At 54.2% G+C, this 24,424-nt stretch carries 24 protein-coding genes; 10 read left to right on the top strand and 14 right to left on the bottom strand.

Annotated elements, in window-relative coordinates; genetic code table 11:
- Positions 1-99 precede the first annotated feature (99 nt).
- From ABSE13_RS02275 to ABSE13_RS02265, 3 genes are all read left to right on the top strand, one after another.
- Positions 100-1,041 (top strand): PAS domain-containing protein, encoded by a 942-nt coding sequence (locus tag ABSE13_RS02275; protein ID WP_424026865.1) that lies wholly within the window; start codon positions 100-102, stop codon positions 1,039-1,041.
- A gap of 139 nt (positions 1,042-1,180) precedes the next feature.
- Entirely contained in the window at positions 1,181-1,810 is a 630-nt protein-coding gene (locus ABSE13_RS02270) for a TMEM175 family protein (RefSeq protein WP_424026864.1), read from the top strand.
- Positions 1,811-1,961: 151 nt separating this feature from the next.
- Positions 1,962-2,561 carry a hypothetical protein gene (locus ABSE13_RS02265; protein WP_424026863.1) on the top strand — a complete coding sequence of 200 codons (600 nt, stop codon included), beginning with the start codon at positions 1,962-1,964 and terminating at the stop codon, positions 2,559-2,561.
- 218 nt (positions 2,562-2,779) lie between these two features.
- On the opposite strand, the gene ABSE13_RS02260 is transcribed toward ABSE13_RS02265, so the two are convergent.
- The 3 genes from ABSE13_RS02260 to ABSE13_RS02250 all read right to left on the bottom strand — a co-directional run bounded on the left by ABSE13_RS02260 (position 2,780) and on the right by ABSE13_RS02250 (position 5,692).
- Entirely contained in the window at positions 2,780-3,898 is a 1,119-nt protein-coding gene (locus ABSE13_RS02260) for an isocitrate/isopropylmalate dehydrogenase family protein (protein ID WP_424026862.1), read from the bottom strand.
- Complete coding sequence (locus tag ABSE13_RS02255) at positions 3,886-4,374, bottom strand: 3-isopropylmalate dehydratase small subunit (RefSeq protein ID WP_424027054.1); 489 nt, start codon at positions 4,372-4,374, stop codon at positions 3,886-3,888. Before ABSE13_RS02255 ends, ABSE13_RS02260 begins: the two co-directional genes overlap by 13 nt.
- A gap of 67 nt (positions 4,375-4,441) precedes the next feature.
- On the bottom strand, positions 4,442-5,692 hold the full coding sequence (locus ABSE13_RS02250) for a 3-isopropylmalate dehydratase large subunit (protein ID WP_424026861.1): 1,251 nt from the start codon (positions 5,690-5,692) through the stop codon (positions 4,442-4,444).
- A 128-nt stretch (positions 5,693-5,820) separates the two neighbouring features.
- Between ABSE13_RS02250 and ABSE13_RS02245 the strand changes: the two genes are divergently transcribed.
- The 3 genes from ABSE13_RS02245 to hisE all read left to right on the top strand — a co-directional run bounded on the left by ABSE13_RS02245 (position 5,821) and on the right by hisE (position 7,502).
- Positions 5,821-6,549: an SIMPL domain-containing protein gene (locus tag ABSE13_RS02245; RefSeq protein WP_424026860.1), complete on the top strand. Its 729-nt coding sequence runs from the start codon at positions 5,821-5,823 to the stop codon at positions 6,547-6,549.
- 210 nt (positions 6,550-6,759) lie between these two features.
- A complete protein-coding gene (locus ABSE13_RS02240; RefSeq protein WP_424026859.1) occupies positions 6,760-7,200 on the top strand; it encodes a NusA-like transcription termination signal-binding factor in 441 nt (146 codons plus the stop codon).
- Positions 7,200-7,502: a phosphoribosyl-ATP diphosphatase gene (gene hisE, locus ABSE13_RS02235; protein WP_424026858.1), complete on the top strand. Its 303-nt coding sequence runs from the start codon at positions 7,200-7,202 to the stop codon at positions 7,500-7,502. The genes ABSE13_RS02240 and hisE overlap by 1 nt, the downstream gene beginning before the upstream one ends.
- Before the next feature lie 19 nt (positions 7,503-7,521).
- Here the strand turns inward: hisE and ABSE13_RS02230 are convergent, their stop codons facing one another.
- From ABSE13_RS02230 to ABSE13_RS02200, 7 genes are all read right to left on the bottom strand, one after another.
- Positions 7,522-7,974: a bifunctional nuclease family protein gene (locus tag ABSE13_RS02230; RefSeq protein ID WP_424026857.1), complete on the bottom strand. Its 453-nt coding sequence runs from the start codon at positions 7,972-7,974 to the stop codon at positions 7,522-7,524.
- Positions 7,975-8,033: 59 nt separating this feature from the next.
- The gene (locus tag ABSE13_RS02225) at positions 8,034-9,053 is read right to left on the bottom strand and encodes a lysylphosphatidylglycerol synthase transmembrane domain-containing protein (protein ID WP_424026856.1); all 1,020 of its coding nucleotides are present in this window, start codon (positions 9,051-9,053) and stop codon (positions 8,034-8,036) included.
- A gap of 117 nt (positions 9,054-9,170) precedes the next feature.
- Positions 9,171-9,749 carry a DUF357 domain-containing protein gene (locus ABSE13_RS02220; protein WP_424026855.1) on the bottom strand — a complete coding sequence of 193 codons (579 nt, stop codon included), beginning with the start codon at positions 9,747-9,749 and terminating at the stop codon, positions 9,171-9,173.
- Positions 9,746-10,495 (bottom strand): diphthine synthase, encoded by a 750-nt coding sequence (gene dph5, locus ABSE13_RS02215; protein ID WP_424026854.1) that lies wholly within the window; start codon positions 10,493-10,495, stop codon positions 9,746-9,748. The genes ABSE13_RS02220 and dph5 overlap by 4 nt, the downstream gene beginning before the upstream one ends.
- 52 nt (positions 10,496-10,547) lie before the next feature.
- Positions 10,548-11,711: a GTP-binding protein gene (locus ABSE13_RS02210; RefSeq protein ID WP_424026853.1), complete on the bottom strand. Its 1,164-nt coding sequence runs from the start codon at positions 11,709-11,711 to the stop codon at positions 10,548-10,550.
- Positions 11,708-12,415, bottom strand: a complete 708-nt coding sequence (locus tag ABSE13_RS02205) for an RAD55 family ATPase (protein ID WP_424026852.1) — start codon at positions 12,413-12,415, stop codon at positions 11,708-11,710. Before ABSE13_RS02205 ends, ABSE13_RS02210 begins: the two co-directional genes overlap by 4 nt.
- An 11-nt stretch (positions 12,416-12,426) precedes the next feature.
- Positions 12,427-12,678 carry a hypothetical protein gene (locus ABSE13_RS02200; RefSeq protein WP_424026851.1) on the bottom strand — a complete coding sequence of 84 codons (252 nt, stop codon included), beginning with the start codon at positions 12,676-12,678 and terminating at the stop codon, positions 12,427-12,429.
- A gap of 178 nt (positions 12,679-12,856) precedes the next feature.
- Between ABSE13_RS02200 and ABSE13_RS02195 the strand changes: the two genes are divergently transcribed.
- Entirely contained in the window at positions 12,857-13,486 is a 630-nt protein-coding gene (locus ABSE13_RS02195; protein ID WP_424026850.1) for an undecaprenyl diphosphate synthase family protein, read from the top strand.
- Between the two features lie 4 nt (positions 13,487-13,490).
- On the opposite strand, the gene ABSE13_RS02190 is transcribed toward ABSE13_RS02195, so the two are convergent.
- From ABSE13_RS02190 to ABSE13_RS02180, 3 genes are all read right to left on the bottom strand, one after another.
- Positions 13,491-14,135: a hypothetical protein gene (locus ABSE13_RS02190; protein ID WP_424026849.1), complete on the bottom strand. Its 645-nt coding sequence runs from the start codon at positions 14,133-14,135 to the stop codon at positions 13,491-13,493.
- A 134-nt stretch (positions 14,136-14,269) separates the two neighbouring features.
- Entirely contained in the window at positions 14,270-15,037 is a 768-nt protein-coding gene (uppS, locus tag ABSE13_RS02185) for a polyprenyl diphosphate synthase (RefSeq protein WP_424027053.1), read from the bottom strand.
- Positions 15,037-16,029 carry a radical SAM protein gene (locus tag ABSE13_RS02180; protein ID WP_424026848.1) on the bottom strand — a complete coding sequence of 331 codons (993 nt, stop codon included), beginning with the start codon at positions 16,027-16,029 and terminating at the stop codon, positions 15,037-15,039. Before ABSE13_RS02180 ends, uppS begins: the two co-directional genes overlap by 1 nt.
- A 435-nt stretch (positions 16,030-16,464) precedes the next feature.
- Here ABSE13_RS02180 and ABSE13_RS02175 point away from each other — a divergent pair, with 435 nt between their 5' ends.
- The 3 genes from ABSE13_RS02175 to ABSE13_RS02165 all read left to right on the top strand — a co-directional run bounded on the left by ABSE13_RS02175 (position 16,465) and on the right by ABSE13_RS02165 (position 22,751).
- A complete protein-coding gene (locus tag ABSE13_RS02175) occupies positions 16,465-17,418 on the top strand; it encodes a hypothetical protein (protein WP_424026847.1) in 954 nt (317 codons plus the stop codon).
- Positions 17,418-18,515, top strand: a complete 1,098-nt coding sequence (locus ABSE13_RS02170; protein WP_424026846.1) for a type IV pilin N-terminal domain-containing protein — start codon at positions 17,418-17,420, stop codon at positions 18,513-18,515. The genes ABSE13_RS02175 and ABSE13_RS02170 overlap by 1 nt, the downstream gene beginning before the upstream one ends.
- A 261-nt stretch (positions 18,516-18,776) precedes the next feature.
- Positions 18,777-22,751 carry a PKD domain-containing protein gene (locus ABSE13_RS02165; protein WP_424026845.1) on the top strand — a complete coding sequence of 1,325 codons (3,975 nt, stop codon included), beginning with the start codon at positions 18,777-18,779 and terminating at the stop codon, positions 22,749-22,751.
- Between the two features lie 280 nt (positions 22,752-23,031).
- Here ABSE13_RS02165 and ABSE13_RS02160 read toward each other — a convergent pair whose 3' ends face one another.
- Positions 23,032-24,396: a hypothetical protein gene (locus tag ABSE13_RS02160; RefSeq protein ID WP_424026844.1), complete on the bottom strand. Its 1,365-nt coding sequence runs from the start codon at positions 24,394-24,396 to the stop codon at positions 23,032-23,034.
- Positions 24,397-24,424: the final 28 nt, after the last annotated feature.

The following is a 24,424-nucleotide window of genomic DNA, read 5'->3' as shown; positions in this document are numbered from 1 at the left end:
ACCATTAATAGTTCGCCAGCAGATGATCTTATGAGAGGGGTAATCCCCGTCAGTCCAAAGAGATGTGCCGGATCATGGCACAGGTATACGTGGTCTGGAATGGATAATGCTGATACAGCCTACCGGGATCTGGTGGAGAACCAGCAGGATCTCATCGTCAGGTTCAATCTTGAAGGCCGGCTTCTTTTTGTCAATACTGCCTATTGTGAAACCGTTGGGAAGGCCCGGGATCACCTCGTCAACAGCGTCTTTATGCCGGTGACCGATGAGCGCTATTCCGATGTGATCGCCACCCAGATGACCAAGCTCTTCCGTCCCCCCTTTGCCTGCACGGTGGAGCAGTGGATACAGACCGGGAAGGGGATGAGGTGCATCAGCTGGTCGGCAAAATCTGTTCTCGGGGATGACAAAACCGTAGTATCCATTGTAGCTACGGGCCGGGACATCACCCCGATAAAGAAGGAGCAGAGGGCGATCCGGAAGCGGGACGAGGAACTGATGCTCCTGCTTGAGTGTGGGAGCCAGATGTATTACACCCACACAACCGACCACACGATGGTGTTTGTCAGCCCGAGAATCCGCGACCTGCTGGGCTGCCGGCCAAAGGACGGGAAACGGACCTGGACCGATTACCTCACCGATCATCCCATGAACGCCTCCGGCCTCGAGCGGACGATCCGTGCCATCGCTTCCGGACGCCGGGAGCCCCCGTACCGGCTCGAGATGGCGACCCGGGACGGCCGGAAGATCTGGATCGAGGTAAATGAGATCCCTGTGGTGAAGAACGGGAAGACCGTGGCGATTGCAGGAGCCATCACCGATGTCACTGACAAGATGGCTGTCGAGGAAGGCCTTGCGGAAGCGGAGTTCCTGATCAAGGACGTCTCCGGTGATAAAAAAGTGAGTGAATACCGCTCCCGGGTGGCATTCCCGCAGGCAAAAAGCGGGCCGCTTGGATATTTCCGGTCCCTTTTCAACCGGTCCTCTGATGATGATGATGAAGAGGATGTGTTTGCCGATGTCCCGACAAATCTCCGGTAACCTCTTTTAAAATATCCTGTGGACCCTAAGTCATCCTTTCTGTATGGCCTCAATCGTTCCGGTTGAATCCAGCCACGTCAATTTCCCAAAAAAATCCCAAGCACATAAATCCGATCACTTCCCAGTACGGATGAAGAATATGACTGAGGAAAATGGTGGGAGTAATGAATCCCATCTCACCAAGGGCAGGCTGGAAGCGCTATCGGACGGCATCTTCGCGTTCGCGATGACGCTCCTTGTCATCGGCCTGGGTGTGCCGGATAAGGCGACACTGGTACTGACAAATGCATATGCACTTCAGGTCCTCCTCGACCTCTATTCCGGTTTCATGCATTATGCTCTCGCGTTTCTTATCCTCGGGGCGTTCTGGCTCAGCCAGCACATGCAGTTCCATTCAGTACGGACCCCCGATAAGATATTCACCTGGATTAACCTCGTGACGCTCATGTTTGTCGCACTCCTCCCCTTTTCAGCGTCCTTTTCCGGCGCTTTTTCCGGTGTCCCGATTGGTGCAATGACGTTTGAGTCGAATCTCCTTCTCATCGGCATAGGCATGTCCCTCCAGTGGTGGTACGCAACGAACGATCACCGGCTGACAGAATCCACACTGAAACCGGCATATATCAGGAAAGTCCGTTTCCGGAACCTCGTTGTCCCCGGGGTCTCCATCGTGGGCATCCTGTTCGCATTGGCCGGAATCACATGGAGTACTGCGATATATATGACGCTACCCATCGTCTATTATAGTGTGGAGTACATCTACGGGTGACGCCAGGAAACGGGGAATCTTGGATCCGGATCAGTATGAAATGTCTGCCGATCCCCTTGGGAACAGTATGTACATGTGATTCCGGTGGAATCGGGAACCGACGTATATTACAAAAGAATTATCTTACCGCGAATCCTTTTTTCATACCATAATGAACCTGATATCACTTCTTACAGCGTTCGTGCCATGGATCGCGTTCACCCTTGTTGCTGAATCTCCCGTGGGAAGTCCCCTGATGTGTCTGACCCTTGCCTTTATTGTCGGTATTGTGCTCACCGTCCTGACAAGTTACCGGCAGCTGCTCAAGGGCTATATCCTATCCATTGTCACGATCGTCTTTTTCGTCGTGTTCTTCATCATGATCGTCGGATTACAGCAGTACTATCTCGCGAACTACATTTCGGTATTCTCGATGCTGATCCTTACGATTGTCTGCTGGGCTACGATGCTGTTCCGGTTCCCCTTCACCCTCCAGTATTCGAGAGAGGGCGTGGAACCCGAGCGTGCCAGGAGCGCGCCATTCATGCGGGTAAATTATATCATCACTGCGGTATGGGGAATTGCATTCACGCTCGGCCTTGTGGTGAACACCGTTCTGCTGGTCCGACCTGACATGCATATAATGTTCTGGGAAAATGTGCAATGGGTCTTCATGGTAATAGCTATCGTCTTTACCGTGTGGTATCCGGCATACGTCCATAAGCAGAGGGCGCTGCAGGTGCTGGCAGATCATCCCGAATTCCTGAAATAAGCGTGATATTTTTCTTTTTTAACTCTTTTTTTACCTGCAACGGTCATCTCTCCTGCATGCGAAGAGCACCGTCTTCTTTCCCCATCGCCTTTACGGGCTCAGGATGAGCAGGATGTTGAATGTGCCGGTGGTGACGGTGGAGCAGCGTCCAACACGAGAGTAAAAAGAGAACTGCTTCAGGGGCCCTTTTAGTGAGAAAGGCCCTGTTCAGAAACGGATTACTTCCCTTTCCGCACGCAGTCGGCTATGTATGAACCGGCCTTCGTGGTCCGGGCGGAACCGCCCATATCCTTTGTCACCACGCCATCCCTGATGCTCTGTTCTATTGCGGAAACAACTGCTGCCGCCGCCTTATGCTCGCCGATATGATCGAGAAGGAGGGAACCGGCCCAGATGGTGGCAATGGGGTTTGCCACGCCCATGCCCTTGTACTTGGGTGCCGATCCGTGGATCGGTTCGAACATTGAGGTACCCTTCGGGTTGATGTTGCCGCCCGGGGCAAGCCCGAGGCCACCCTGGATCATGGCGCCAAGATCGGTGATGATGTCGCCGAACATGTTGGGCGTGACCACGACATCGAACCATTCGGGGTTCTTGACAAACCACATGGTGATCGCGTCCACGAAGTTGAACTCGGTCGTGACATCCGGGTAAGACTTCGCTGTTTCTGTGAACACGTCCCGCCAGAGGCCGTACACGTCCGAGAGCACGTTCGCTTTGTCTACCGAGGTGAGTTTCTTCTTTCGCTGCATGGCAAGATCGAACGCGTAGGTCTGGACCCGGCGTGCCCCTTCACGGGTGATGACCCCGATCTGGTACGCGATCTCCTCGGCATCACTCTCAACGTCGAGGCCGAACTTCACGCTGTAGAGTTCGCGGGCGATCGTGAGTTCGGTCTTCTGGTGCTTCTTGAAGCGCGAACCGATCCCGACATAGAAGTCCTCAGTGTTCTCACGGACTACCACGAAGTCGATGTCCCTTGGACCTTTTCCGGCAAGAGGTGTCTCAACACCATTTAAGAGCCTGATAGGGCGGAGGTTGACATACATGTCGAAATGGAAACGAAGTGAAAGCAGGATCCCCTTTTCCAGGATTCCCGGCTTCACCCGCTCGTCGCCGATGGCGCCAAAATAGATCGCTTTGAACTTCGAGAGTTCCTTGAACTCTTCTTCGGTGACGAGTTTGCCCGAATTGATGTACCGGTCCGCACCGATATCGAAATCTGTCCACTGGATATCGAAGTTATACTTCTCGCCCGCGGCTTCCAGTACTTTCTTTCCCTCGGCCACGATCTCCGGGCCGATCCCATCCCCGCCAATTGACGCTATCTTGTACATACCGGCACCTCCTTCAGGTTCTTTGCAAATTCAACAAGCCCGCCGGCATCAATGATACCCTGCATGAAGACCGGCACGGGCTCGATGGCATATTTCTTCCCGTCCGCTTCAAGGTAACCCTCCTTGATCTTCAGGGAAACTTTTGCCCCGTCTGCAATCTTATCCGCATCCGGGCAGACCACGGGGAGCACGCCGACATTGATCGAGTTCCGGAAGAAGATCCGGGCAAACGATCGTGCCACAACTACTTTCACCCCTGCACCGATCAGGGCAAGCGGGGCGTGTTCGCGTGACGAGCCGCAGCCGAAGTTCCGGCCACCGACGATCACGTCTCCTTCCTTTACCTTCTTTGCAAACTCGTCCCGGGTTCCTTCAAAGGCGTGCTTTGCGAGCTCGTCGGGATTGTTGATGGTGAGGAACCTGCCCGGGATGATTGCGTCGGTGTCAATGTCGTCCCCGAACTTCCAGACCCGCATGTTCTGTGCTGCCCGGGGCTCCCTGATCACCACGCACTTGACCGGTGTCATTTTTTTCGCCGCCATTTTACACCTCCCTTGGGTCGGTGATCTCACCCGTGATTGCGCTTGCCGCCGCCGTTGCCGGGGAGCAGAGGTATACTTTGCCGTCAGTGCTTCCCTGTCTTCCCTTGAAGTTCCGGTTCGAGGTCGAGAGTGAGACCTCCCCGGGAGCAATCAGCCCGAACGCCCCGCCCATGCAGGGGCCGCAGCAGGGTGCCTCGACCAGTGCCCCCGCTTTCACGAATTTCTCGATAAGTCCTGCCTTAAGAGTCTTGAGGTACTCGTCGCGGGATGCCGGGATGATGATGGTCCGGATCTTCGGGCTGAACTTCTTCTTGCCCAGCACCTCTGCCGCTTCCACGAGATCCTCGAAGCGCCCGTTCGTGCAGGAGCCGATGAAGACCTGGTCGACGTGCGTTCCCGCAACCTTACTGACCGGTACGCCCGTATCTACATTGTGCGGGATCGCGACCTGTGGTTCGAGCTCCGAGACGTCGTAGGGCCGTCTCTCCGCAAACTTCGCGTCGGAGTCGCTGTCCAGTTCGAACGGCTTCATCTTCCGCCGGCATTTCATATACTCCCATGTGACCTTGTCCGGGGCGACAATGCCTGCCTTGCCGCCCATCTCGATGGCCATGTTGCAGAGGGTCATCCGGCCTGACATGTCAAGTTTTCTCACGGTCTTTCCGGTAAACTCGATCGCCTTGTAGGTCGCCCCGTCGGCACCGATATCGGCAGCGATCGCGAGGATCAGGTCCTTTGCCCCGACCCTCTTCTGGAACTTACCTGTCACTTCAGCACGGATGGTTTCGGGCACTTTGAAGTAGAGGGCACCGAATTTCAGGGCAAAGCCCATATCGGTGGATCCGATGCCGGTTGCAAACGCGCCTGTCGCCCCGTACATGCAGGTATGGGAGTCTGCTCCAACTACGATCTCGCCCGGGGCCGCCCGGCCTTTCTCGATCGTCACCTGGTGGCAGACGCCCTCGTTGATGTCGTAATTGTGGATGTCCTGTTCCGCAGCGAACTTCCGCATATAGACATGGTTGCTCGCCGCCTCGATGGAATCTGCCGGTATCTGGTGGTCAAAGAGCATGATGACGGCTTTTGGGTCAAAGACCTTTTTTCCGCCCATCTCGTAGAACTTCTGGATGGCAAGCGGGCCGGTAATATCGTGGATCATCGCCCCGTCAAGAGGGGCCATGACCACTTCGCCTGCCCGTATGTCTCTGCCGCATTTCCGTGAGAAGATCTTCTCTACGATTGTTGCTCCCATGCAAATCGTCTCTACTATTGGCCTTCGGAGATATTGTACTTTCTCGTGCACCACTTTTGATAACTGCGACCAGTTTCGCAGTCAAAGTAAGATTTAACCTCATATCGGGACAAGATCATGCGAATACCATGATGCGAAGACTCTCTCTCATATGCGCTATCCTTGCAATCTTCCTGGTGGCGTCAATCGGCAGCGTATCTGCCCAGGACTCATCGACCGATAAAGTGATCCACGCCTCCGGCAGCGGTAACGTGATCGGCACTCCTGACCGGGCACAGATAACGTTCTCCGTCCAGACAGAGAACCCGGATGTGAAGGTTGCCCAGTCGGACAATGCCAATCAGATGGCCAAGGTGATTGATGCGATTGCCGGTGCCGGTATCCCGCGTGATTCACTCAAAACCTCCGGGTACAGTATCAGCCCCGTATACGACGACACAACCGGCGGGATTCTCAACCCCAAGGTAAAGACGTACCAGGTCACAAACACCCTGACGGTCACGCTTGATGATGTGAGCAGGACCGGGGAGATCATTGATATCGCCGTTGCAAACGGTGTCAACCAGGCGGATTCCATCCAGTTCATGCTCTCCGATGTCCAGGCCCAGGCACTCCGTGGCGAGGCTCTGAAAAATGCGGTGGCAAATGCAAGGACTGATGCGGATACTGTTGCGGGAGCTCTCGGGGTCAACATCACCGGTATGGGAACCGTCGACATTACTCAGAGCTTTACTCCGGTGGTATACTCCAACAGCCAGTGGGATGCAGCAGGCGCGGCAAAATCCGTGGCCCCGACTCCTATCCAGCCCGGTGAAATCACCGTGAATGCACAGGTCTCGGTTACGTATACCTACTGATCATTCCCCCCATCCGCACTCTTTTTTCTCGTTCCATGCAATCCCTTCACAATGTTTTTAAAATAGCAGCGTGATCATTTCATAAAATCACGTACACAACCGGTTTTACCGGAAAAATTCTCACTATCCCCGATGAACGTCCCGGACGGCGATGTTCATGCCAAATCTCGAATACCACAAATCAGCGTATACAATAGGATTGATTTTAAAATGGAACGGAATATCGGCTTTAAGGAACGACGGTATATAGAAGAACTGCGCATTCTCACCAAGTCCACTGCCCTCGACTGCGTGATCGACGACCGGTTCGACCGGGTCATCTACGTGATCCGGCCGGGAGACATGGGCCTTGCGATCGGCAAGAAAGGCGAGAATATCCGGCGCCTCCAGAACGTGCTCGGCAAGCGGATCGAGATGGTCGAGTTTGCAGATTCGGTGAGTGCGTTCATTGCAAACATCTTCAAGCCTGCGGAGGTGACCGGGGTCGATGGCTCCGTGGAGGCCGGGCCGGTGAACGTGATCGTCCGCCAGCGAAGTGACCTTGGCATCGCGATCGGGAAGGCGGGCTGCAACATCGAGAAAGCGCGCATCCTCTGCCGGCGCTTTTACGGTATCGAGATCGGCGAAGTCCTGCTCGGGATGGAGGCATAATGGATCCAGACATCGACCCGAACGTGATCGCGGAAATCTGGAGCGTGATTTGCGAGCGGGCGGAGCACCCGAAAGAGTCCTCCTATACCTCCCGCCTCCTCCTTGACGAGAAGGGAATCGACAAGGTACTGGAGAAGGTAGGTGAGGAGTCGACCGAGTTCATCCTTGCCGTAAAGAACGGCGTGGATAAGCGGACGGTCAGTGAAGCAGCAGATCTCCTCTTCCATATCCTTGTTGCCCTGCGGGCGGCAGATATCGATCTTGCCGACGTGATGAAAGAACTTGAGCACCGCAGGAAATAACTCCCCGCCCGTGTACGCATTATTTATTGAGGAATGAGGCGAGGTCGACCATCTTAGGCAGGTCTTCATTTTTCTGTGCTGCTGAAGTGAGTACGCTCTCATCCACAAAGATCGGGACATCGCCCCGGAGTGCCAGGGCAATTCCGTCGCTCGGGCGGCAGTCTATATACTCTTCATGGCCGTCATTCACGAGCACGAGCTGGGCATAATACACCCCGTCTTCGATACTGTCGATCTGCAGGAACCTCACGGTGATGGAGAACCTGGCACACATATCGAGAAAGAGATCATGCGTGAATGGCCGGGGCAGCAACTCATGGTTCTTCGCGCTGTTGATGGACACGGCCTCCCAGATGCCGATGAATATGGGCAGGAGGTGATTGCTTCCGTCGGTGAGTATCACGAGAGGCACGGTTGCCGCATCGCTGATTGCCATGAAGACGCCCTTGACTTCACACCTGACCTGTGTCATACCTGTGCACAGTCATTGCCCCCATCCGATATAAGGGTTGAGGGATTGATCCGGATGGTTTACTCTGCCTTCTTCGCCTCCCGGCGGACGATGATAATGCTCGAGAGGATGCCAAGGGCGATATTGAAGTAATAGAGGACAATACGCCAGATTACAACGAAGATCCCGACCACGGATGCGGGGATGAAGAGGGCGTACATGGAGGTTGCCCCGACTTCCGCGATACCCGAACTGCCCGGCGTGAGCGGCATCATCATCAGGATCGCGAGGATCAGCTGGATCACAAACGATTCGAGGATGAGAGGCGGCTGGCCAAGCCCGACCAGTATGAGGGAGGCAGTGATAATCTCGGATACCCAGTAGAGCAGGGTAAAGAGCATTCCCCAGACAAGCCCGCCCTTGGCGCTCCGCACGAACTTGATTACCGCGTCGTGGAAGTTGTCGATCTCCTTGTCAGCCCGTTTGAGAAGTTCCTCGACCCGGCCGTTCTCCCATGTTTTGGTGAAGAAGAGTGTACAGCGGTTGACCACCCGCTTGACAACGTCGGGCCTACGGATGGCCAGGTAGAAGAGGAACAGGCAGCCAACCACGAAGATCCAGGTAACAAAGACCATGACCTCGGAAACGGCACCGAGGCTCTTCCACTGGTCTGTCAGGACGATCATGGCAAACGCGGCAAGACCTGCTAGTACTATCCCGTCAAGCACCCGCTCCATGATCACGATGGCAGTGGCATCCCCGAGAGGGACGTTTGCCTTGTAGAGCTCATGGATCCTGACCGGTTCCCCGCCAGCCTGGGCCGGCGTGATCGCTGCGGCAAGCAGGTTCGCGAAGACCAGGTTCAGGCTGTAGAAGAATCCGATGGGATAGCCAAGAGAGCCCGACATCTTCTTGACCCGCATCGCCCAGAAGCACATGGTCAGGATATGGGTAAGGAAGGCGAGAAGGAGGAAGAGGGGATTGATCTGTCTGATATACGTGAGGGTATTCTCGTTGATGGTGAGGTACAGGATGATGATGAGAACCGCAAGGGAGAAACCCACGGAAATATACAGCCACTTGACCTGCGATCTCTCCATTATCCAACCCCTCCAGCGCTGCCAGCCTGGCAGATAACTATCTTTACAGGTTATGAGGCATAGTATATACCCTTTTATTCCTTAAACCCGGGCGGGTGAGAGGGATTCCCGCAGTCATCAGACCGTGAAAATCTCCCGGTTGGCAAGCACCCTAAAAAGCCCTGCCTGTACGCCGGCATCAAGCCACCCGTGGCCGTAACTGAAACAGGCAAGTGCATCTTCCCTGTGTCCCCCGGCCAGGCGCAGCCGTCCCCGCTCCCGGTAAGCACCAGCGATACAGAGTACCTGTGAGGCGAACCGGTAGGCCGGGGTGGTGGGGTCCGGGGCACAGGATACGGACCTGAGGGCAGTATCCAGCAACCGCAGGTAACGGGTGGTTTTCTCGTCAAGCTTTTCCTGGTGGACTGCCGGGAGAGATTCAATCACCGAAGTAAACGGACAGCCCGGTGTACCATCGCCTGTTGTTAAAAGGCCCAGGGCAATCCCCCCGTGCATCCAGCCAAAGCCGTACCAGTACGCCGCCAGGGCATTTACCGGATCTCCCGCGGCAAAAAATGCCCTGCCATCGCTCTCGTATGCGGAAACCATGGTGAGGACTGATGCTGCCGTCAGCCCGAGCGCTGTTGTATCAGGAGCGGTGCTACGGGCCGCCGCAAGGGTAACCCTCAGAATGTCCTGGCAGTCCTGGAGTCTCATAAGCCGGCAAACACTTCCAGGTATTCCCGTTCCATATCGTGCAGTTCCGCCGGTATCACAAGTACGTGGAGAGGCGGGCCGAAATCCACGGACCGGATCGCGTCTGCGGTACCGGCGCGCACGAACGGCTCTCCGGAGCCGGCCCTGGCAATTCCCACGTACAGCGGGATCGCTGCCTGATGGTCCGCTGCCATCCGTTCAAGCAGATCCACTGCCTGGGGGACCGTCATAAACCGTTCATCCTGGATATCGAGATAGACCAGGGTATGCAGCCGGAGCGAGAGGTTCTGGAGGATCACGTCGAGAGCCGATGTCGGGAACCAGTTCTTCTGCGGGAACGGCAGGGAGCAGGACTTCCCGAAGCGGTAGTTCTGGAGCCCCGAGAGGCCGCAGACTGCGCTCGAGATGGAAGCCGCGTGGATGATCGCGGTCCTGATGCCCCGTGCAGCTGCCCGCATGCGGAGGTCTGCGTGGGTCGTCGAGACCATCGGGTCTCCTGCACAGAGGAAGACGATATTCTTTCCCTCCGCCTCGGTAAGAAATGCGTCGGGGTGCTGTTCCACATCGTCGCGGAAAAGGGGATGGACAGGCCGGGCGTAATACGCGGACAATTCTTCTATTGTTGTGCCCATGAGGCGGGAGGTGTAACATTCGAGGTAGACTATGTCCGCGGAACGGATGAAGGCCAGTCCTTTTTCCGAGATGTCGGTCTTGTCATACAACCCGAGTCCGATAAAGGTCAGCATAATTTCTCCGTAATATCAGTGCAGAAACGGGATCCTGTCATGGCCGGCAGGGTTAATAGCTGAACTGCGTGATGGAGTCGACCAGTGATTCAAGGACAAAATGCACATCCGATCTCTTTGTTGCAGAGATGGGGAAGAAGGGGATCTCATCACCGATGCCGAGTGCAGTCTTGATCTCCCCGGTTTGTATCCCCTGGGGGAGATCGTGTTTATTGGCCGCGATAACATAGGGTATCCTGCGTTTTACGGTCATCCCGATGAGGTGCTTTGCCCGCGGGAACGTTTCAGGTTTTGTTGCATCAATGACAATGACAACACCCATCGCGTGCTTCAGGTAGGGTGGGAGGAGAGGATCGAACCGGGTATGCCCGGGCGTTCCGTACAGGGTGATATCGAAGTCTTTCCAGCGCAGCCACCCGAAATCCATGGCAACGGTTGTCGGGTCTCCCTCAGGACTACGGCGATCCACCGATTGCCCGTCATCCGAAGCCTGGGTAACAAAGGTGGATTTCCCGGAGTGGGCCGGCCCGGTCACAACGATCCTGGGGATATAGGGAATGATTCTTCCCTCCGTTATGATGAACGGCACGGATCGCGGGGCCACGGGCGACCACGAGGTGTGGACCAGGGTAAAATAATTGAAATGGGGTATCGGCCGGAACGATGACCTGATCGTAATTACGAGATCGAATGAGTATTCACCAATGAAACGTTCGAGCAGTGCTTGTCCTTCGAGGTTGAGGTGTTCCAGGATGAGGGTGGTCTTTGCATCATCACGGGCAGATTCAAGGAGGTGAATCGCCTTTTCAAGCCCGAAATCCTCGTACAGGAGGTCGAAGTAAGCGAAGATCACGTCAACATGGTGGTCCCTGCAGATCTTCCGGATACGGGCCTGCCATTCGCGTTCACGGGTCTCGTCGGACCCGGTGGTCTTCTGGATCCGCTCCCGGTCGATTGTATCCATGAAGACCACGGATCCGGATGCCAGGTTCAGCCGTGCACCGTACATTTTTGCCGCATCGTTCCGGAATGCATCCACGGTAGTGTGTGGAAGGATCACGAGGCAGGAAAGCCCTTTTGCGAGCGCACAGGAGAGCGAGGAGAGCATGAAGAGCTGGCCGTCCACGCCGGGTTCCAGGCTGTAAAGCACCCTGCTGCCCCGGGGGATGCCGCTGCCGAGCATCTCATCGAGACCACTGACCCCCGTCGAGATCATGGGAGTATGGTCACCTTTCCTTTTACCACGGCGAACTTGAGCCATTCGCCGGAAACCCCACGGATTCCCTGGATGCGCAGGTAACTCACGTTCTGTTCGATCTTCACCTCAATGACGCAGTTCATCAGCTGCTTGATCAGGGAGAGGGTCTTCTCATCGAACGACTCGCTGTTGAGGAGATAGATCCCCACTCCCTCAATCTTCTTCAGTTTGGCGGTCAGGACATGCAGGAACTGGTAGAGGACTTCGAGCCTGCGGTACATCAGGAGCGTGGAGATCGAGTTCACGCAGAAACGGATCGGGGGCGGAAACAAACCCGCCTCTCCCTCAGCGAAGGTACCCTCGAAGATCGTCTCGACCATGTTCGAGAACTTGATGCCGATCCCCGTCAGGTCCGTGGGGCTGGAGACGAACATCAGCCGCTGGGTGTCCGCGATACCGGGGGTCGAGCTCTTGGTGATCGCGTCGATGACCCCGGTAAATCGCTTGTCCGCCCCCGCCATCTTGAATGCGTCCACGACTTCAGCGGCCCGTTCATTCGTGGAAAGGACAATGGAATACTCTCCTTCCAGGGGTTTCGTTAAGGCATACGCCAGCTGGTCGGCATAGCTCATCGGGGGTGCAAGAATGAGGATATTCGTTCCTGCCTCGAAACCGCCACTTACCTCGTCAATCTGTGCGATTCCTGTTTTATAACAGTACATTCAGTGGATGATCATTTCACAAGCAGGTTTATAATTGCTCCTATCAGCAGGCCGAGGAAGACTGTATAAACCGGCGTGAGAAACGCGATTTTTGCTCCCAGCTGGCGGTACAGGATGGCGATTGTCGATATGCATGGCACGAAAAGGATGCTGACGATTGCAAACGTGTAGAGCTCTGCCCGGCCATCTCCCGGACCTCGTTCTCCGGGCGTGCCAGTGCTGCTGCAAGCTCCGGGAGGATGGGAACCGCGAGCTGGTTTCAAAGAAGAGCTGGATCGCTTCCCGGTAATCTTCCCGCAGGAATGGCAGCATGATTACATCTCTTTCCCTGTCTGTGCACCCTTCGTGTTATTGGTTTGGGTTTTGGTATATCCCTGCAGATGATCGCTTGCCGGAAATGCTCAAGGATATTTAACCTTGGCAGGCAATAACTTGGCAGCAATGTTATACTGGCTTTATGCCCGCCTGCTCATGCGGCAGATCACGGTCCTCCCGGCGCATGTCTGTTTCATGATCAGCGGGCAGGATCTTGCAGAGGCACCGGCCAGCCTCTATAATGTCACCGCATGGTGTAACGGGATCTCAGCGCAGGTCCCCCGGACGACCCCGGAGTGGACGGGAGGGATACGAAGTCTGGTATTCCATATTGCTACTCCGTCACCGGAGAACCTTGAGCAGTACCTGCCGGAGATCCGGAAGATCGGGACGATTGCCCGCCTGATACTCCACGTAGGGGATCGCGAGGAGGTGACTGGTCAGGGTATGGATGTCGTGGTGGCCATGGGTAAGAGTGGCAGGGAGGAAATTACCGAATGTATACGGAAGATGGCAAAAGATCATGTTGCTCCTGACCGCGTTGATGAGAAACTGCTCGAGTCCTACCTGACGTTCCAGTATACGCCGGATGTCGTGATCAAGAGCGGCGGCGATCACCTCACCGATTTCCTCATCTGGCAATCGGTTTATTCAGAGCTCTTCTTCTCGGATGTGAACTGGAAGTTCTTCCGGCAGGTTGATTTCCTGCGGGTGCTGCGCGATTACCAGTCCCGGATCCGCAGGTTCGGGAAGTGACCGGTTATTTCAGCCGGACATTCATCCAGGAAGGTTCGCCATCCACAATCTTCTCGTTCAAGGCAAACTGGTTCTTGAGGGCCACGGTCAGGGTTTTCCTGTCTGGAGTCTGGGTGATCCTGTGTTCCCGGCACCACCGGGCAAATGCCTGGTAGAGCGCTTCTTTGGTGATCGAGGTGTTCTCCACATCCTCGCGCAGGATCGTTTCCGTTACGAATTTTTTGAGATCGGGGCCGGCCCCCTTCTTTTTGGGTGTCATCTTTCCTGTTTTTGGTTTGGCCGGTTTTACCGGGGGGTCTGACGGTACCGGTGCCGTGCGTTCCTGTGCGGGAACCGGCGTTGCAGCAACCGGTTGTAACGGCGGGGACCTGAATCTCCGTTTTACTGATGTGACTGCGGCCGGGTCATCGGCATTGATGACCGGGTGAAGATGGTCGGCAGATCCGGGAGCGGGTTGTACCGGTGGGATCGTTGGTGGCAGCACCCTGGCGGCAGTATCCCGGGCGACGATGACCGGGTTCCGGGTAGTGCTGTGATCATTCTCCCGCTGATCGTACCCGATCCCCACTGCAGCGGCAAGAGCACGGTTGCATACATCGTTGATATCCACACCCTGCTTCGCTGTCTTTTCAAGAATTTCGGTTCGCACGGGCAGGCTGATCGTGCGCCATTCCCCCTCCTCTGTATTCCTTCCCGTTATAACCCCTCATGTGTTGTTCTGTGCGTACAGGGAAATATAGTAAACGTTTGCGATCCACTTCAGTGCACAGCATCCTGCAGTATTTACTGGTGGGGCTGAGCGGAGAGCCGCTGGTCATAGATACGGATCGCCCGGAGGAGATCGATCTTCCGGAAGAGCGGCCAGTACGGGGCACAGAAATAGACTGCCGATTCATGCCCGTTCGCAAGCCACGGGAGGAAGTTTGAGGTCCGGCACTCGTTGCCGGTCCTGATGATCAGGTCCACGGGAGGGATCTCCTTGCCGCTATGGAGGTGTCTTTCCACCATCTGGACATCGATGATGCCCGGGTCGGCTCCTGTTTTTTCCATCTCTTCAAGGATCTCCCGGGCCGCAAGTGCGATCTCGTTCCTGCCACCGTAGGCAAGTGCGATATTGAGGTAGAACCCGGAATTATCCTTTGTCGCCTCTTCGGCTGCATTGATGGCTTCCAGCAGATCAGAGGGAAGCATGGAACGATCCCCCACTATCTGGACCCGGATCTTATACCTGTTCACGCGCTCGTCGGTAACAACGCTTATGAATTTCTGTTTGAACAAGGCAAACAGGTGGCTCACCTCTTCTTTCTGGCGCGAGAAATTCTCGGTTGAAAAGGTATAGAGTGTGATGTGACGGATCCCGAGTTCCTGAGCCCAGTCAAGCATCTTCTCGGTCTTGTCCGCCCCGGCCCGGTGACCGTCTGCGGTGTCCAGCCCGAAGAGCTTCGCGTACCTCCTGTTACCGTCCTGGATGATCGCAATGTGGTTGGGGACGTGCCGGCACTGCCGGCGCAGGTGCTTCTCGTACAGGGATTCAATAAAGGTCCGGCCGATCACAGGGGCGTCCTCTCCACGATCATGCCCCCGTTGGGGTATCGCTCGATAACATATTTCTCCCCGGAAAGTTCATCAGCGTGCTTTTCCAGAAGCCACCACGCCGTCTCAATCCTGTCCGTGAAGATCCCGAAACTGTCAGGTTCGAACCGCTCTTCCAGGAACTTCGCGATGTCACCGGTATTACCGCTTTCCGGTTCAAAGACGCCGTAGACGATCGTGCCATCATCTGTGATCTCATCAAACGGCCGGGCCGTGTTCTGTGCGATCCGCTTCAGCCGCTCCCGGAGCTGCACGGAGTCCTTGAACCCGGAGGAGCACCAGTGGACCTTGTCATACCGGCACAATTCCTCCGCCCATCCCAGTGCCCCATCGATAGCATTGTGCAGTTCGTCAGCGAGTTCATATCCCCGCTCCCGCATGGCGTACGCGTTGGTCTCGCCCCACTCCAGCTCGTTGATGTTGAGGAAGTCGAGGTACGGCAGGGCCGGGATGAGGTACTCGAGCCCGGGAAGGGCGGGGACTTCGATGCCGATATCAAAGCCCATCTCCTTTGCCCGCTTTGCCGACCGGATAAAATCTGTGTCCAGGATGGTCTTCCAGGATTCGTGAGGCGGGTGGAGCCGGATCTCGTCCACGAGGCCCTTGAGCTGCTCCAGCTCCGCATCCGTGGGAGCTTTTGCTGTATACATGTGGATATGGTGGTCGGCACCGAAGTGCTCCTTGAGGAGCCTGCAGTATTCCGTCACCTTATCAAGGCAGAGGAGCGGTTCTCCCCCGGTAATCCCGGTCCCGAGTGCACTCATGCTCTCCGCCACTTCGATTATCTGGGCAGGGATGTCGACGGGGTACTCGTTGGCAAACACCGTGTCGGTTCCCTTCCGCTCTGATGAGAGCGGGCAGTACCAGCAGGACCGGTGGCAGCGTCCCGTAACAAAGAGCACCATCTTTGCGCCCTGGTAGCAGAGTACGCAGCCTTTTGCAAGAGTCATCTCTTTCCTCTTACTCTGAACCGGAATGGCATTGTCATGAAAAGTAATCCTTATGTTTGGAACCCGGGATTCAAAACCCTTCTTAGGCCCGGTACCCCCTATCCGGATGAGCATACTGGAAACCGGAACTGTTGGGATTATACGGGATCATAGTGAACGGCCGGCAGGACTCTTCAACGGTGCCTTGGAAGGACCATGGATCATACCCCCTTGATCCGATGGGGGGTCATAGTTTGTACCCATGCGACCCCCTCCCATCTGGTGTCATGGCAGGTACGTGCGACCCTTGTGACCTGTGTGACCCCCCCGCGATCCTCCATCCGGATCCGGGCAGCGAGTCCTTTTTTCCTGTCACATACTGCCACGTACTGCCCGGTTCCGGGAAATACCGTAGTAATATCTTTATTAGCCAAGCCATACACGAGTTAATAGATTATGAGAGATGGTAATGCAGGCCGGGAATATGCACTCTCCGAAGTGATCGGGTTTATATTGCTTCTCGGGGTCATTATCACGGCCTTTGCCCTGTGGATGGTGTATGTCGTTCCTGTTAACGGGAGAGAAGCGGAGATCACCCAGATGAACACCGTCAAGGACAAGTTTACCGATTACAAGGTCAGCCTGGATTCCCTCTGGATCAACAGCCCTTACGGGGCATCGTGGAGCCAGAGCGGGGTGACTCTCTCCACGTCAATAAATCTCGGCACCGGCGGGGGTAATACCGAGGCCGGCGGTCTCTTCCTGCCGATGATGAATCCGATTGCATCTTCGGGTACCCTGTCCTTACCGAGTACAACGGATAACATCACCATTACCAGTTTTGGCCCGTCCGGTCCAACCTCAAATACGTATAATATGACAACCCTCCAGTACCAGTCGGCGAACAACTACTGGATCCAGCAGACGTATTATTATCAGGACGGCGGGGTCTTCCTGACCCAGATCAACGGTTCAGTATGTCGTGTCTCACCGCCGATCTCCTTTGTAAACAACTCCGACCAGACGTATACCGTGACAATCATCCCCATTACGCTCAACGGTGTCGGCAGCATGGGGGGCAACGGCCCCGTCCGGGTGGATACCCGGCTCAAGACCCTCCAGCCTCCGATCACGGGTAAGGTATACTGGGTGAACACCTCTGTTTCTGTGTCAAATTATACCGCGGCCCAGATGTGGCTGGGTGTGTTCAACAATACCCGTATTAACGGGCAGATTTTAAATCCGCTCTATTATAGTTTCGGTATCAGTTCCCCGACAACAGTTCCGGGAGCTGCGTTCATGAACATTACTGGTATCTACAATGACGTGATTAATCCGGATGTCAACCTGGCAATACAACCTGTCCAATATGACGTAACCCTGAACAGTATCGTATCGAACCTCAACTGATGAGACAGGATCACCCCGCCATGCCCAAGAACTACAAACTCCATGTCCCCGGTAGTGCAGATTCCGGTGTCTCCGAAGTGATCGGTGCCATCCTGCTGATCTCGGTGGTTATTGCAGCAGTCGCTATTATCGGTGTAATCCTCCTCTCCCAGAATACTCCCCAGGAGATCCCCAATGTTAATTTCATGACCGGCACCGATAACAGCAACCGGCTCTATCTCTTCCATAACGGCGGGGACAGCCTGACAATCGGTAGTTTCTCGGTTCTTGTTGACGGTGTTACGCAAAACAACAACAATATCGCGATCTCCGATGGCAGTACTACCTGGTCACTTGGCAAGAACCTGATCATCTCCGGGATCACTCCCGGCCAGCACAGTGTGGCAATCGTGTATAACACCACGGGAACCGGGCAGGTTGTTATCCGGTCCGGCACGGCAAATATCATTCTACCGGTGACACCGGTTATCAACCCGGATATAATTACGGCTTCAGCGTATCCCCCGGTGATATCAGTCCCGCTGTTGATGGAGAATGTAACGAATAATTCTATCAATTATTACCGGGAGAACGGTACAATCATCCAGTCAGGGTACCTGCAGTTTAATGTTACCGGTATCAATTCCTCCATGTATACATCGACAGGTTTTCTCCAGCTGAACGTAGGTGATACAGTAAATATTGCACCCGATTTGGTATCCCAGGGCATAACCATGTTCGGGGTCGGAAACCAGATTTGTGAACTGACTGCGCAAAAAGCGACCCTGACCATCACCAACAGGAGCAGTAACCCATCCCCGTATACCGGTGCGATAAACCATACATGGATTACCGGATATAAGGATTTCAGGTCAACGCTCGTGTTATCTACTGCTTCCACACCTGGTACGTATTACACAGAGCTGGCCGTGAACAATTATCCCTCGTACACTGGTTATCAATCATTTTCCAGCCAGATTATCAACAGTACAAGCAGTAAAAATATTGTCATCAGTAACGTGAAACCAATGCCGGTCGGCCTGTTTGTGCTTCAGTTCAACAATATATCAAAAAGCACCTATTTTGTTGGAAATATTACAAGTATCTCCATCTCATGATTTTTTAAGGTCCCTTTACCTCTGTATCGTCCTGCCTGACTTGTTATAATCGCATGACTTCCAAAACTGGCATCAGAATCCTTGCAGGTAAGTAGATCCTGTATCCCCGTTTTTTGAGATCTTTTAAAAAACTGATTTATCCCAAATTAGATACCGGAAATGAACAGGATTAGTTCATATAATAGGAAGATCTTTACATGATTGTATCAACGAGTGATCCGGAACCTACCGACTGTATCCATGGATCAGCAGGGATAATTCGTGCCACTGAAACAACGGAACGAGCGCGGAGCCGCGGAGATGATAGGCGTACTTATGCTGATCTCCATATTTGTTGTTGCGGTCGGCGTGCTTGCAGTCACCTATTTCTCAACGCCCCATCCCGATAAAATCCCTGCAGTGGATGTAATTGCCACCAACCAGAGCAGACTAATCAATCTGTATCATGCCGGTGGTGATGCCCTGTCAGCCGACCGGCTCCAGATATTAGTGGATGGGACGGTACGACCCTTCACCGGTTTTGGGAGTGACAATAACTGGTCGCTTGGGGAGACGCTCACTTATACTGCGAGTGCTTCAGATCCGATGCCGTCCAGGGTTGATGTTGTGTACAACCAATCCGCCTCGGTGGGCACGGGGTCATATCTCCTCGCGAGCCTCATTCTTGGGTCCCAGACAAATACCGGGCAGGATGTAACGCTCTACACGATCACTGCTTCAGCCGGGACCGGCGGCACCATAACTCCTTCCGGAGTTATTACGTTACCGGCGGGCGCTTCGCAGTCATTTACCATTACAAACAGCAGTGGATACCTCCTCACCGATGTACTGGTTGATGGAAGTTCTATCGGTCCTCAGGCCACTTACACGTTCAGCAGTGTCAGCTCAGATCATACGATCGTGGCCACCATTGTTCCCGGTGGCGTTTCTACCTACTGGATCAATGTGACTGCCGGCCCCGGCGGAACCATCTCCCCCGGCAACCTTACCGTAACCTCCGGCGCCAACAAGACGTATACCCTCAGCCCCAATCCCGGTTACCTGATCGGGTCAGTCGTGGTGAACGGGACACCAGTGATTCCGGTTCCGTTGTCTACCTACAACTTCGCCAATGTCACCACAAACCAGACCCTCGCCGCCACGTTCGCCTCGAATATGTCACCCGGCTGCATAGCAAACTACTATAGTGACATGGCCTGGACGGTACCGGTGTCAACCAATATAGCACCCCGTATCCATTTTGCTGATCCGACCAGTCTGCCTACCTACACTTCGGATGTAAGCTCGTGGCCGGGCGTGTATACCAACGGCCAGCAGACGCAGATATCGGTCAACTTTACCGGTTTTATTCTGATAAATCAGACCGATGCTTACACATTCTATCTTACTTCTGATGATGGGTCATGGTTGTACATTGATGGAAATTTAGTGATCAATAACGGTAATGAGCAAAGTGCACATCTGGTGAGTAATACCCTCCAGCTGACACCGGGCTATCATTCATTTTTCGTCAAGTATTTCCAGGATCCCGGCCAAGCGGTTGTGTACCTGAATTATTCATCGCCCAATATCACCCAGACCGCCAACATCCCTTACTACCATACCCCCATCACGGTACCGACCGCCAGTTTCACCGCAACGCCCCTTTCCGGCAACGCCCCCCTGAATGTTCAGTTCAATGATACCTCGCTTGACGCAACTACCTGGATATGGAATTTCGGGGACGGGTCCCCAGCCTCATATCTCGAAAACCCGAATCATACCTACTCTTCGATCGGCACCTACAATGTCACCCTCACTGCGGCAAATTCATTCGGTAGCAGCATGGCGACGTATAATAATTACATAACCGTCGGCTCCTATATCCCCGGCTTTATGGCCACCTATTATTACGGGCAGACCTGGACGACTCCGGCGGGCATGCGGACCGATCCGGAGATCCGGTATTCCGATAATGCATCTCAGCCCGGTCAGCCCTCGGATGAAGTAAACTGGGCAATTCCGATGACCGGCGGGACAACCAACTTCAGTGTGACCTGGGATGGCTATCTGCTGATTACCGCAGCAGATTCCTATACATTCTATCTCACATCGGATGACGGTTCGTACATGTGGGTGGATGGCACGGAGCTCATAAACAACGGGGGGCTCCATGCGGCGACGACGGTCACCGGCACAGAGACTCTTGCGCCCGGCTACCATCACATCGTGGTAAATATGTACCAGAACCAGGGGTATGCGGTTGCACGTCTCCAGTATACAAATACCACGATCACTACCCCCACGCAGGTGACAAATGTCTGGCACGTGGCGGTGGTGTATCCCCCGGTGGCGGGATTATCAGCTGCGCCACTTGCCGGCAATGCCCCGCTCCCCGTCTCGTTTACGGACGCCTCCACCAATACACCGACCTCATGGTCCTGGAACTTCGGAGACGGGGATGCAACGAATTCCACAGTGCAGAACCCGGTGCACAGCTATGCGGCAGCCGGTTCCTACAATGTATCCCTGACGGCAACGAATGTCGGGGGGAGCGGATCGATTACAAAGACAAATTACGTGAATGTCAGCCCGGCATTATCCGTGGTAAGTTTCAACGGTACGCCTATCTCCGGGAGCATACCGCTTGTCGTAAACTTTACCGACACATCCACCAATTCTCCCAAATCATGGCTCTGGATCTTCGGGGATGGAGATAACACGAACTCAACGGTGCAGAACCCGGTGCACAAGTACGCATCTGCCGGAATCTATAGCGTATCCCTGACTGTAACCAATGCCGGAGGAATCAATTCGTCGACCCGTACCGGGTATATTTTCGCCAACCCGACGATAACCGCTTCGGCAGGCAGTGGCGGTACCATATCCCCGTCTGGTTCAGTAGTTGTATCGTATGGTACCAACCAGAGTTTCACGATCACGCCGAATACAGGTTATTCCATCAACACGGTTACTGTTGACGGTGTATCGCAGGGAACGATAACCCCCTATACGTTCACAAATGTGACGGCTGCCCATACGATATCTGCAACATTTACCATAAACACCTTTACGATAGCGGCCTCGGCAGGCAGTGGCGGTACCATATCCCCGTCTGGTTCGGTAGTTGTATCGTATGGTACCAACCAGAGTTTCACGATCACGTCGAACACTGGTTATTCCATCAGTACGGTTACTGTTGATGGTATATCGCAGGGCCCGATCACAAGTTACACGTTTACGAATGTCACAGCAATCCACACAATTTCGGCGACGTTTGCGATCAATACGTACACGATCACTCCGACTGCCGGAACCGGCGGAACGATCAGCCCCTCAACAGTACAGACCGTGAATTATGGCGGGAGCCAGACGTTCGCGATCGCACCGAATACAGGTTATTCTATTAGTACAGTTACTGTTGATGGTGTATCGCAGGGCCTGATTACGAGTTACACATTCACGAATGTCACAGCAATCCACACGATTTCGGCAACATTTGCGATTAATACGTATACGATAACTCCGACTGCTGGAACCGGCGGAACGATCAGCCCCTCGACAGTACAAACCGTGAATTACGGAGCTACTCCAACGTTCACCTTCACGCCGAACATCGGATATTATCTGAGTTCGGTTACCGTTGACGGCGTTTCAGTTACCCCTTCAGGAAACAGCTATACATTCCCGGCAGTAACTGCGAATCACAACCTCTTGGCAACATTTGCCGTGTACACGTATACGATAACGCCGTCCGTATCAGGTGGCAATGGAGCGATAAGCCCCAGTACCGTCCAAACCGTAAATTACGGAGCAACGCCAACGTTTACATTCACGCCGAACACCGGGTATGTTGTCAATGCTGTGACTGTAGATGGAACCGCGGTAACTCCCTCCGGAAATACCTACACTTTCCCCGCAGTAACGGCGAATCACGCAATACAGGTTACCTTTAAATGGGCTGCACCAACAGTCACATCAATTTTACCAGTTAATGGCAAACATAACAAAGCAGTTTCGATTACCAATATTGGCGGAACGAATTTCCATACTGGGGCAACGGTAAAATTCTCAACAGATGCTGCCGGTACGCTGAACGTGATGACGCTCAGTTCTCCCACGGTCGTTTCTTCCACACAGATCAGTGGAACTCTGAATATTCCTAATGGACAATCCCAAACTACTTATTATGTCTGGGTGACGAACACGGATTTACAGTCCGGTCATTCTGCCACTGCAATATTCACAGTAAACTAAATCCGAGGGCGAAATGAACAAATCTCCTTTTTCCAATAATCGCACTGATTATTGACAACCTTAACGGGAAAACATTTTTTTCCATTTATTAGTTTTTTCCCTTATTCTGAAGGATCAAGAATGTTTGCGTTTCTTTCTCACGAGCGAGGATTAGCATCCTGTCGCAACCGGAACTTGAACGAAAAACGGGTATTAGTAATGACTCATGAGGATAGCGCTGAAAAGTCTGATTTCAAATTCATCTGGTGGGATGGTACATTTTTCCCATATATGATATCCCTTACACCGTCGTATGGATCTCCACCGTGCCCAGCGGTGCGGAGGTATTGCCGTAGGTGACGAGTGTCCCGTCTTTGTAGACCTGCACCACCATGTTCTTCACGGACCCGTCCCCCTTCTCGATATATCCGTCAATACTCCCGCTGGACATGGATAACTGGTAGAACTGGTCGCCGGAACTGTTCACGTCCTGGCCCAGCCCGTTGGTGGAGATCGTGCCGGTGAAATTGCCCGGGTACGCGACCCTGACCCAGATCCCTGTCGGGGGGACTGCGTGCATGACGATTGATGTATCCGGCGTGGGGGGGACAGCGATGGTCGGAGTTGCAGTAGCAGTCTCCGGCCCGCTCATGATTGCAGGACCTATGGGTGTATCAAGATCGATCGATCCCCATGGCTTTGAAGTGGCGCTTCCTGATACGAGCGTTCCCCCGTTATATATCCCGACATCGAGGATGTTTCCCGAACCGTCCTGCTTTTCAATCGTCCCTTCTATGGTCGTGTCATGGACCGGCAGCTGGTACACCTGTGTCCCGGAGCCGTTCACATCACTTATCCATCCTTCTGCTCCCACGCTTCCGGAAAAATTCCCCGGGTAGGATACCCGGATCCAGATGCCGTCGGCGGGAACTGCACCCGGTGTGAGGGGGACTTCTGTAGGGGGAACGGCTGTAGTTTCCGGCGTCTGGATCAGCGTTGGGGGAACACTCTCCGTGGCCATGGATCCCACGGGTCCCTCACCCTGCACACGATCCGTTGCATTGGCGCTTTCTGATCCAATGATATGCCCGATGATGAGGATGCTTCCGATGCAGAGTCCGGCGATGAGGAGGGCGGCGATGATCAGCACGAGAGGTGAACGTGGCGCCTTCACGTCTTCCGGTTCCTGTTGTCTGGTATACCGGGATGTCTCGAATATTGTCCATTCCGGGGTTGCGGGACGGACATTTTCTCCATCGCTGCCGGTAGCCGACTCATCGCTCCCCCTACGCATCAATGGGGGTGGGGCAGGATGAAGCGCCCCCTCCACGGCAACATTACGGGCTATGAGTGCCGTAAAACATTTATCACGATCCTGGACGTTCAGATCTCCGGCCACGTGGACGAAAATAAGGTCGAGTTGTCGCGTGTTATTGTCAGGTGCAGAGATGGTCAGGGTGATAACCGGCTCGCGCAGGGTATTGAAATACGGAACAGCACGTATTATCGCAGCATATGGCAGATCCTCGCGGATTGTTCCGGACCCGCTTTCCGCAAGGATGAGTCTCCTGTTAGTGAGGATCACCTCGTAACCGGTACCGCTGCTGATGATCTTCTGCGATTGGTAAATGACGGACTCATCGCTTGCCAGGTTCAGGTTGTCCATAGTACCACACGTTATAACACTTTACTGT

The sequence above is a fragment of the Methanoregula sp. genome (assembly GCF_049518935.1).
GTDB lineage: Archaea > Halobacteriota > Methanomicrobia > Methanomicrobiales > Methanospirillaceae > Methanoregula.
This window is presented reverse-complemented; position numbering and strand designations above follow the sequence as displayed.

Excerpts from the sequence above, each read along its gene's own strand:
- ABSE13_RS02275 (WP_424026865.1), top strand. The coding sequence starts at position 100 with ATGGATAATGCTGATACAGCCTACCGGGATCTGGTGGAGAACCAGCAG.
- ABSE13_RS02270 (WP_424026864.1), top strand. The coding sequence starts at position 1,181 with ATGACTGAGGAAAATGGTGGGAGTAATGAATCCCATCTCACCAAGGGC.
- ABSE13_RS02265 (WP_424026863.1), top strand. The coding sequence starts at position 1,962 with ATGAACCTGATATCACTTCTTACAGCGTTCGTGCCATGGATCGCGTTC.
- ABSE13_RS02260 (WP_424026862.1), bottom strand. The coding sequence starts at position 3,898 with ATGTACAAGATAGCGTCAATTGGCGGGGATGGGATCGGCCCGGAGATC.
- ABSE13_RS02255 (WP_424027054.1), bottom strand. The coding sequence starts at position 4,374 with ATGCGGGTCTGGAAGTTCGGGGACGACATTGACACCGACGCAATCATC.
- ABSE13_RS02250 (WP_424026861.1), bottom strand. The coding sequence starts at position 5,692 with ATGGGAGCAACAATCGTAGAGAAGATCTTCTCACGGAAATGCGGCAGA.
- ABSE13_RS02245 (WP_424026860.1), top strand. The coding sequence starts at position 5,821 with ATGATGCGAAGACTCTCTCTCATATGCGCTATCCTTGCAATCTTCCTG.
- ABSE13_RS02240 (WP_424026859.1), top strand. The coding sequence starts at position 6,760 with ATGGAACGGAATATCGGCTTTAAGGAACGACGGTATATAGAAGAACTG.
- hisE (WP_424026858.1), top strand. The coding sequence starts at position 7,200 with ATGGATCCAGACATCGACCCGAACGTGATCGCGGAAATCTGGAGCGTG.
- ABSE13_RS02230 (WP_424026857.1), bottom strand. The coding sequence starts at position 7,974 with ATGACACAGGTCAGGTGTGAAGTCAAGGGCGTCTTCATGGCAATCAGC.
- ABSE13_RS02225 (WP_424026856.1), bottom strand. The coding sequence starts at position 9,053 with ATGGAGAGATCGCAGGTCAAGTGGCTGTATATTTCCGTGGGTTTCTCC.
- ABSE13_RS02220 (WP_424026855.1), bottom strand. The coding sequence starts at position 9,749 with ATGAGACTCCAGGACTGCCAGGACATTCTGAGGGTTACCCTTGCGGCG.
- dph5 (WP_424026854.1), bottom strand. The coding sequence starts at position 10,495 with ATGCTGACCTTTATCGGACTCGGGTTGTATGACAAGACCGACATCTCG.
- ABSE13_RS02210 (WP_424026853.1), bottom strand. The coding sequence starts at position 11,711 with ATGATCTCGACGGGGGTCAGTGGTCTCGATGAGATGCTCGGCAGCGGC.
- ABSE13_RS02205 (WP_424026852.1), bottom strand. The coding sequence starts at position 12,415 with ATGTACTGTTATAAAACAGGAATCGCACAGATTGACGAGGTAAGTGGC.
- ABSE13_RS02195 (WP_424026850.1), top strand. The coding sequence starts at position 12,857 with ATGTTATACTGGCTTTATGCCCGCCTGCTCATGCGGCAGATCACGGTC.
- ABSE13_RS02180 (WP_424026848.1), bottom strand. The coding sequence starts at position 16,029 with ATGACTCTTGCAAAAGGCTGCGTACTCTGCTACCAGGGCGCAAAGATG.
- ABSE13_RS02175 (WP_424026847.1), top strand. The coding sequence starts at position 16,465 with ATGAGAGATGGTAATGCAGGCCGGGAATATGCACTCTCCGAAGTGATC.
- ABSE13_RS02170 (WP_424026846.1), top strand. The coding sequence starts at position 17,418 with ATGAGACAGGATCACCCCGCCATGCCCAAGAACTACAAACTCCATGTC.
- ABSE13_RS02160 (WP_424026844.1), bottom strand. The coding sequence starts at position 24,396 with ATGGACAACCTGAACCTGGCAAGCGATGAGTCCGTCATTTACCAATCG.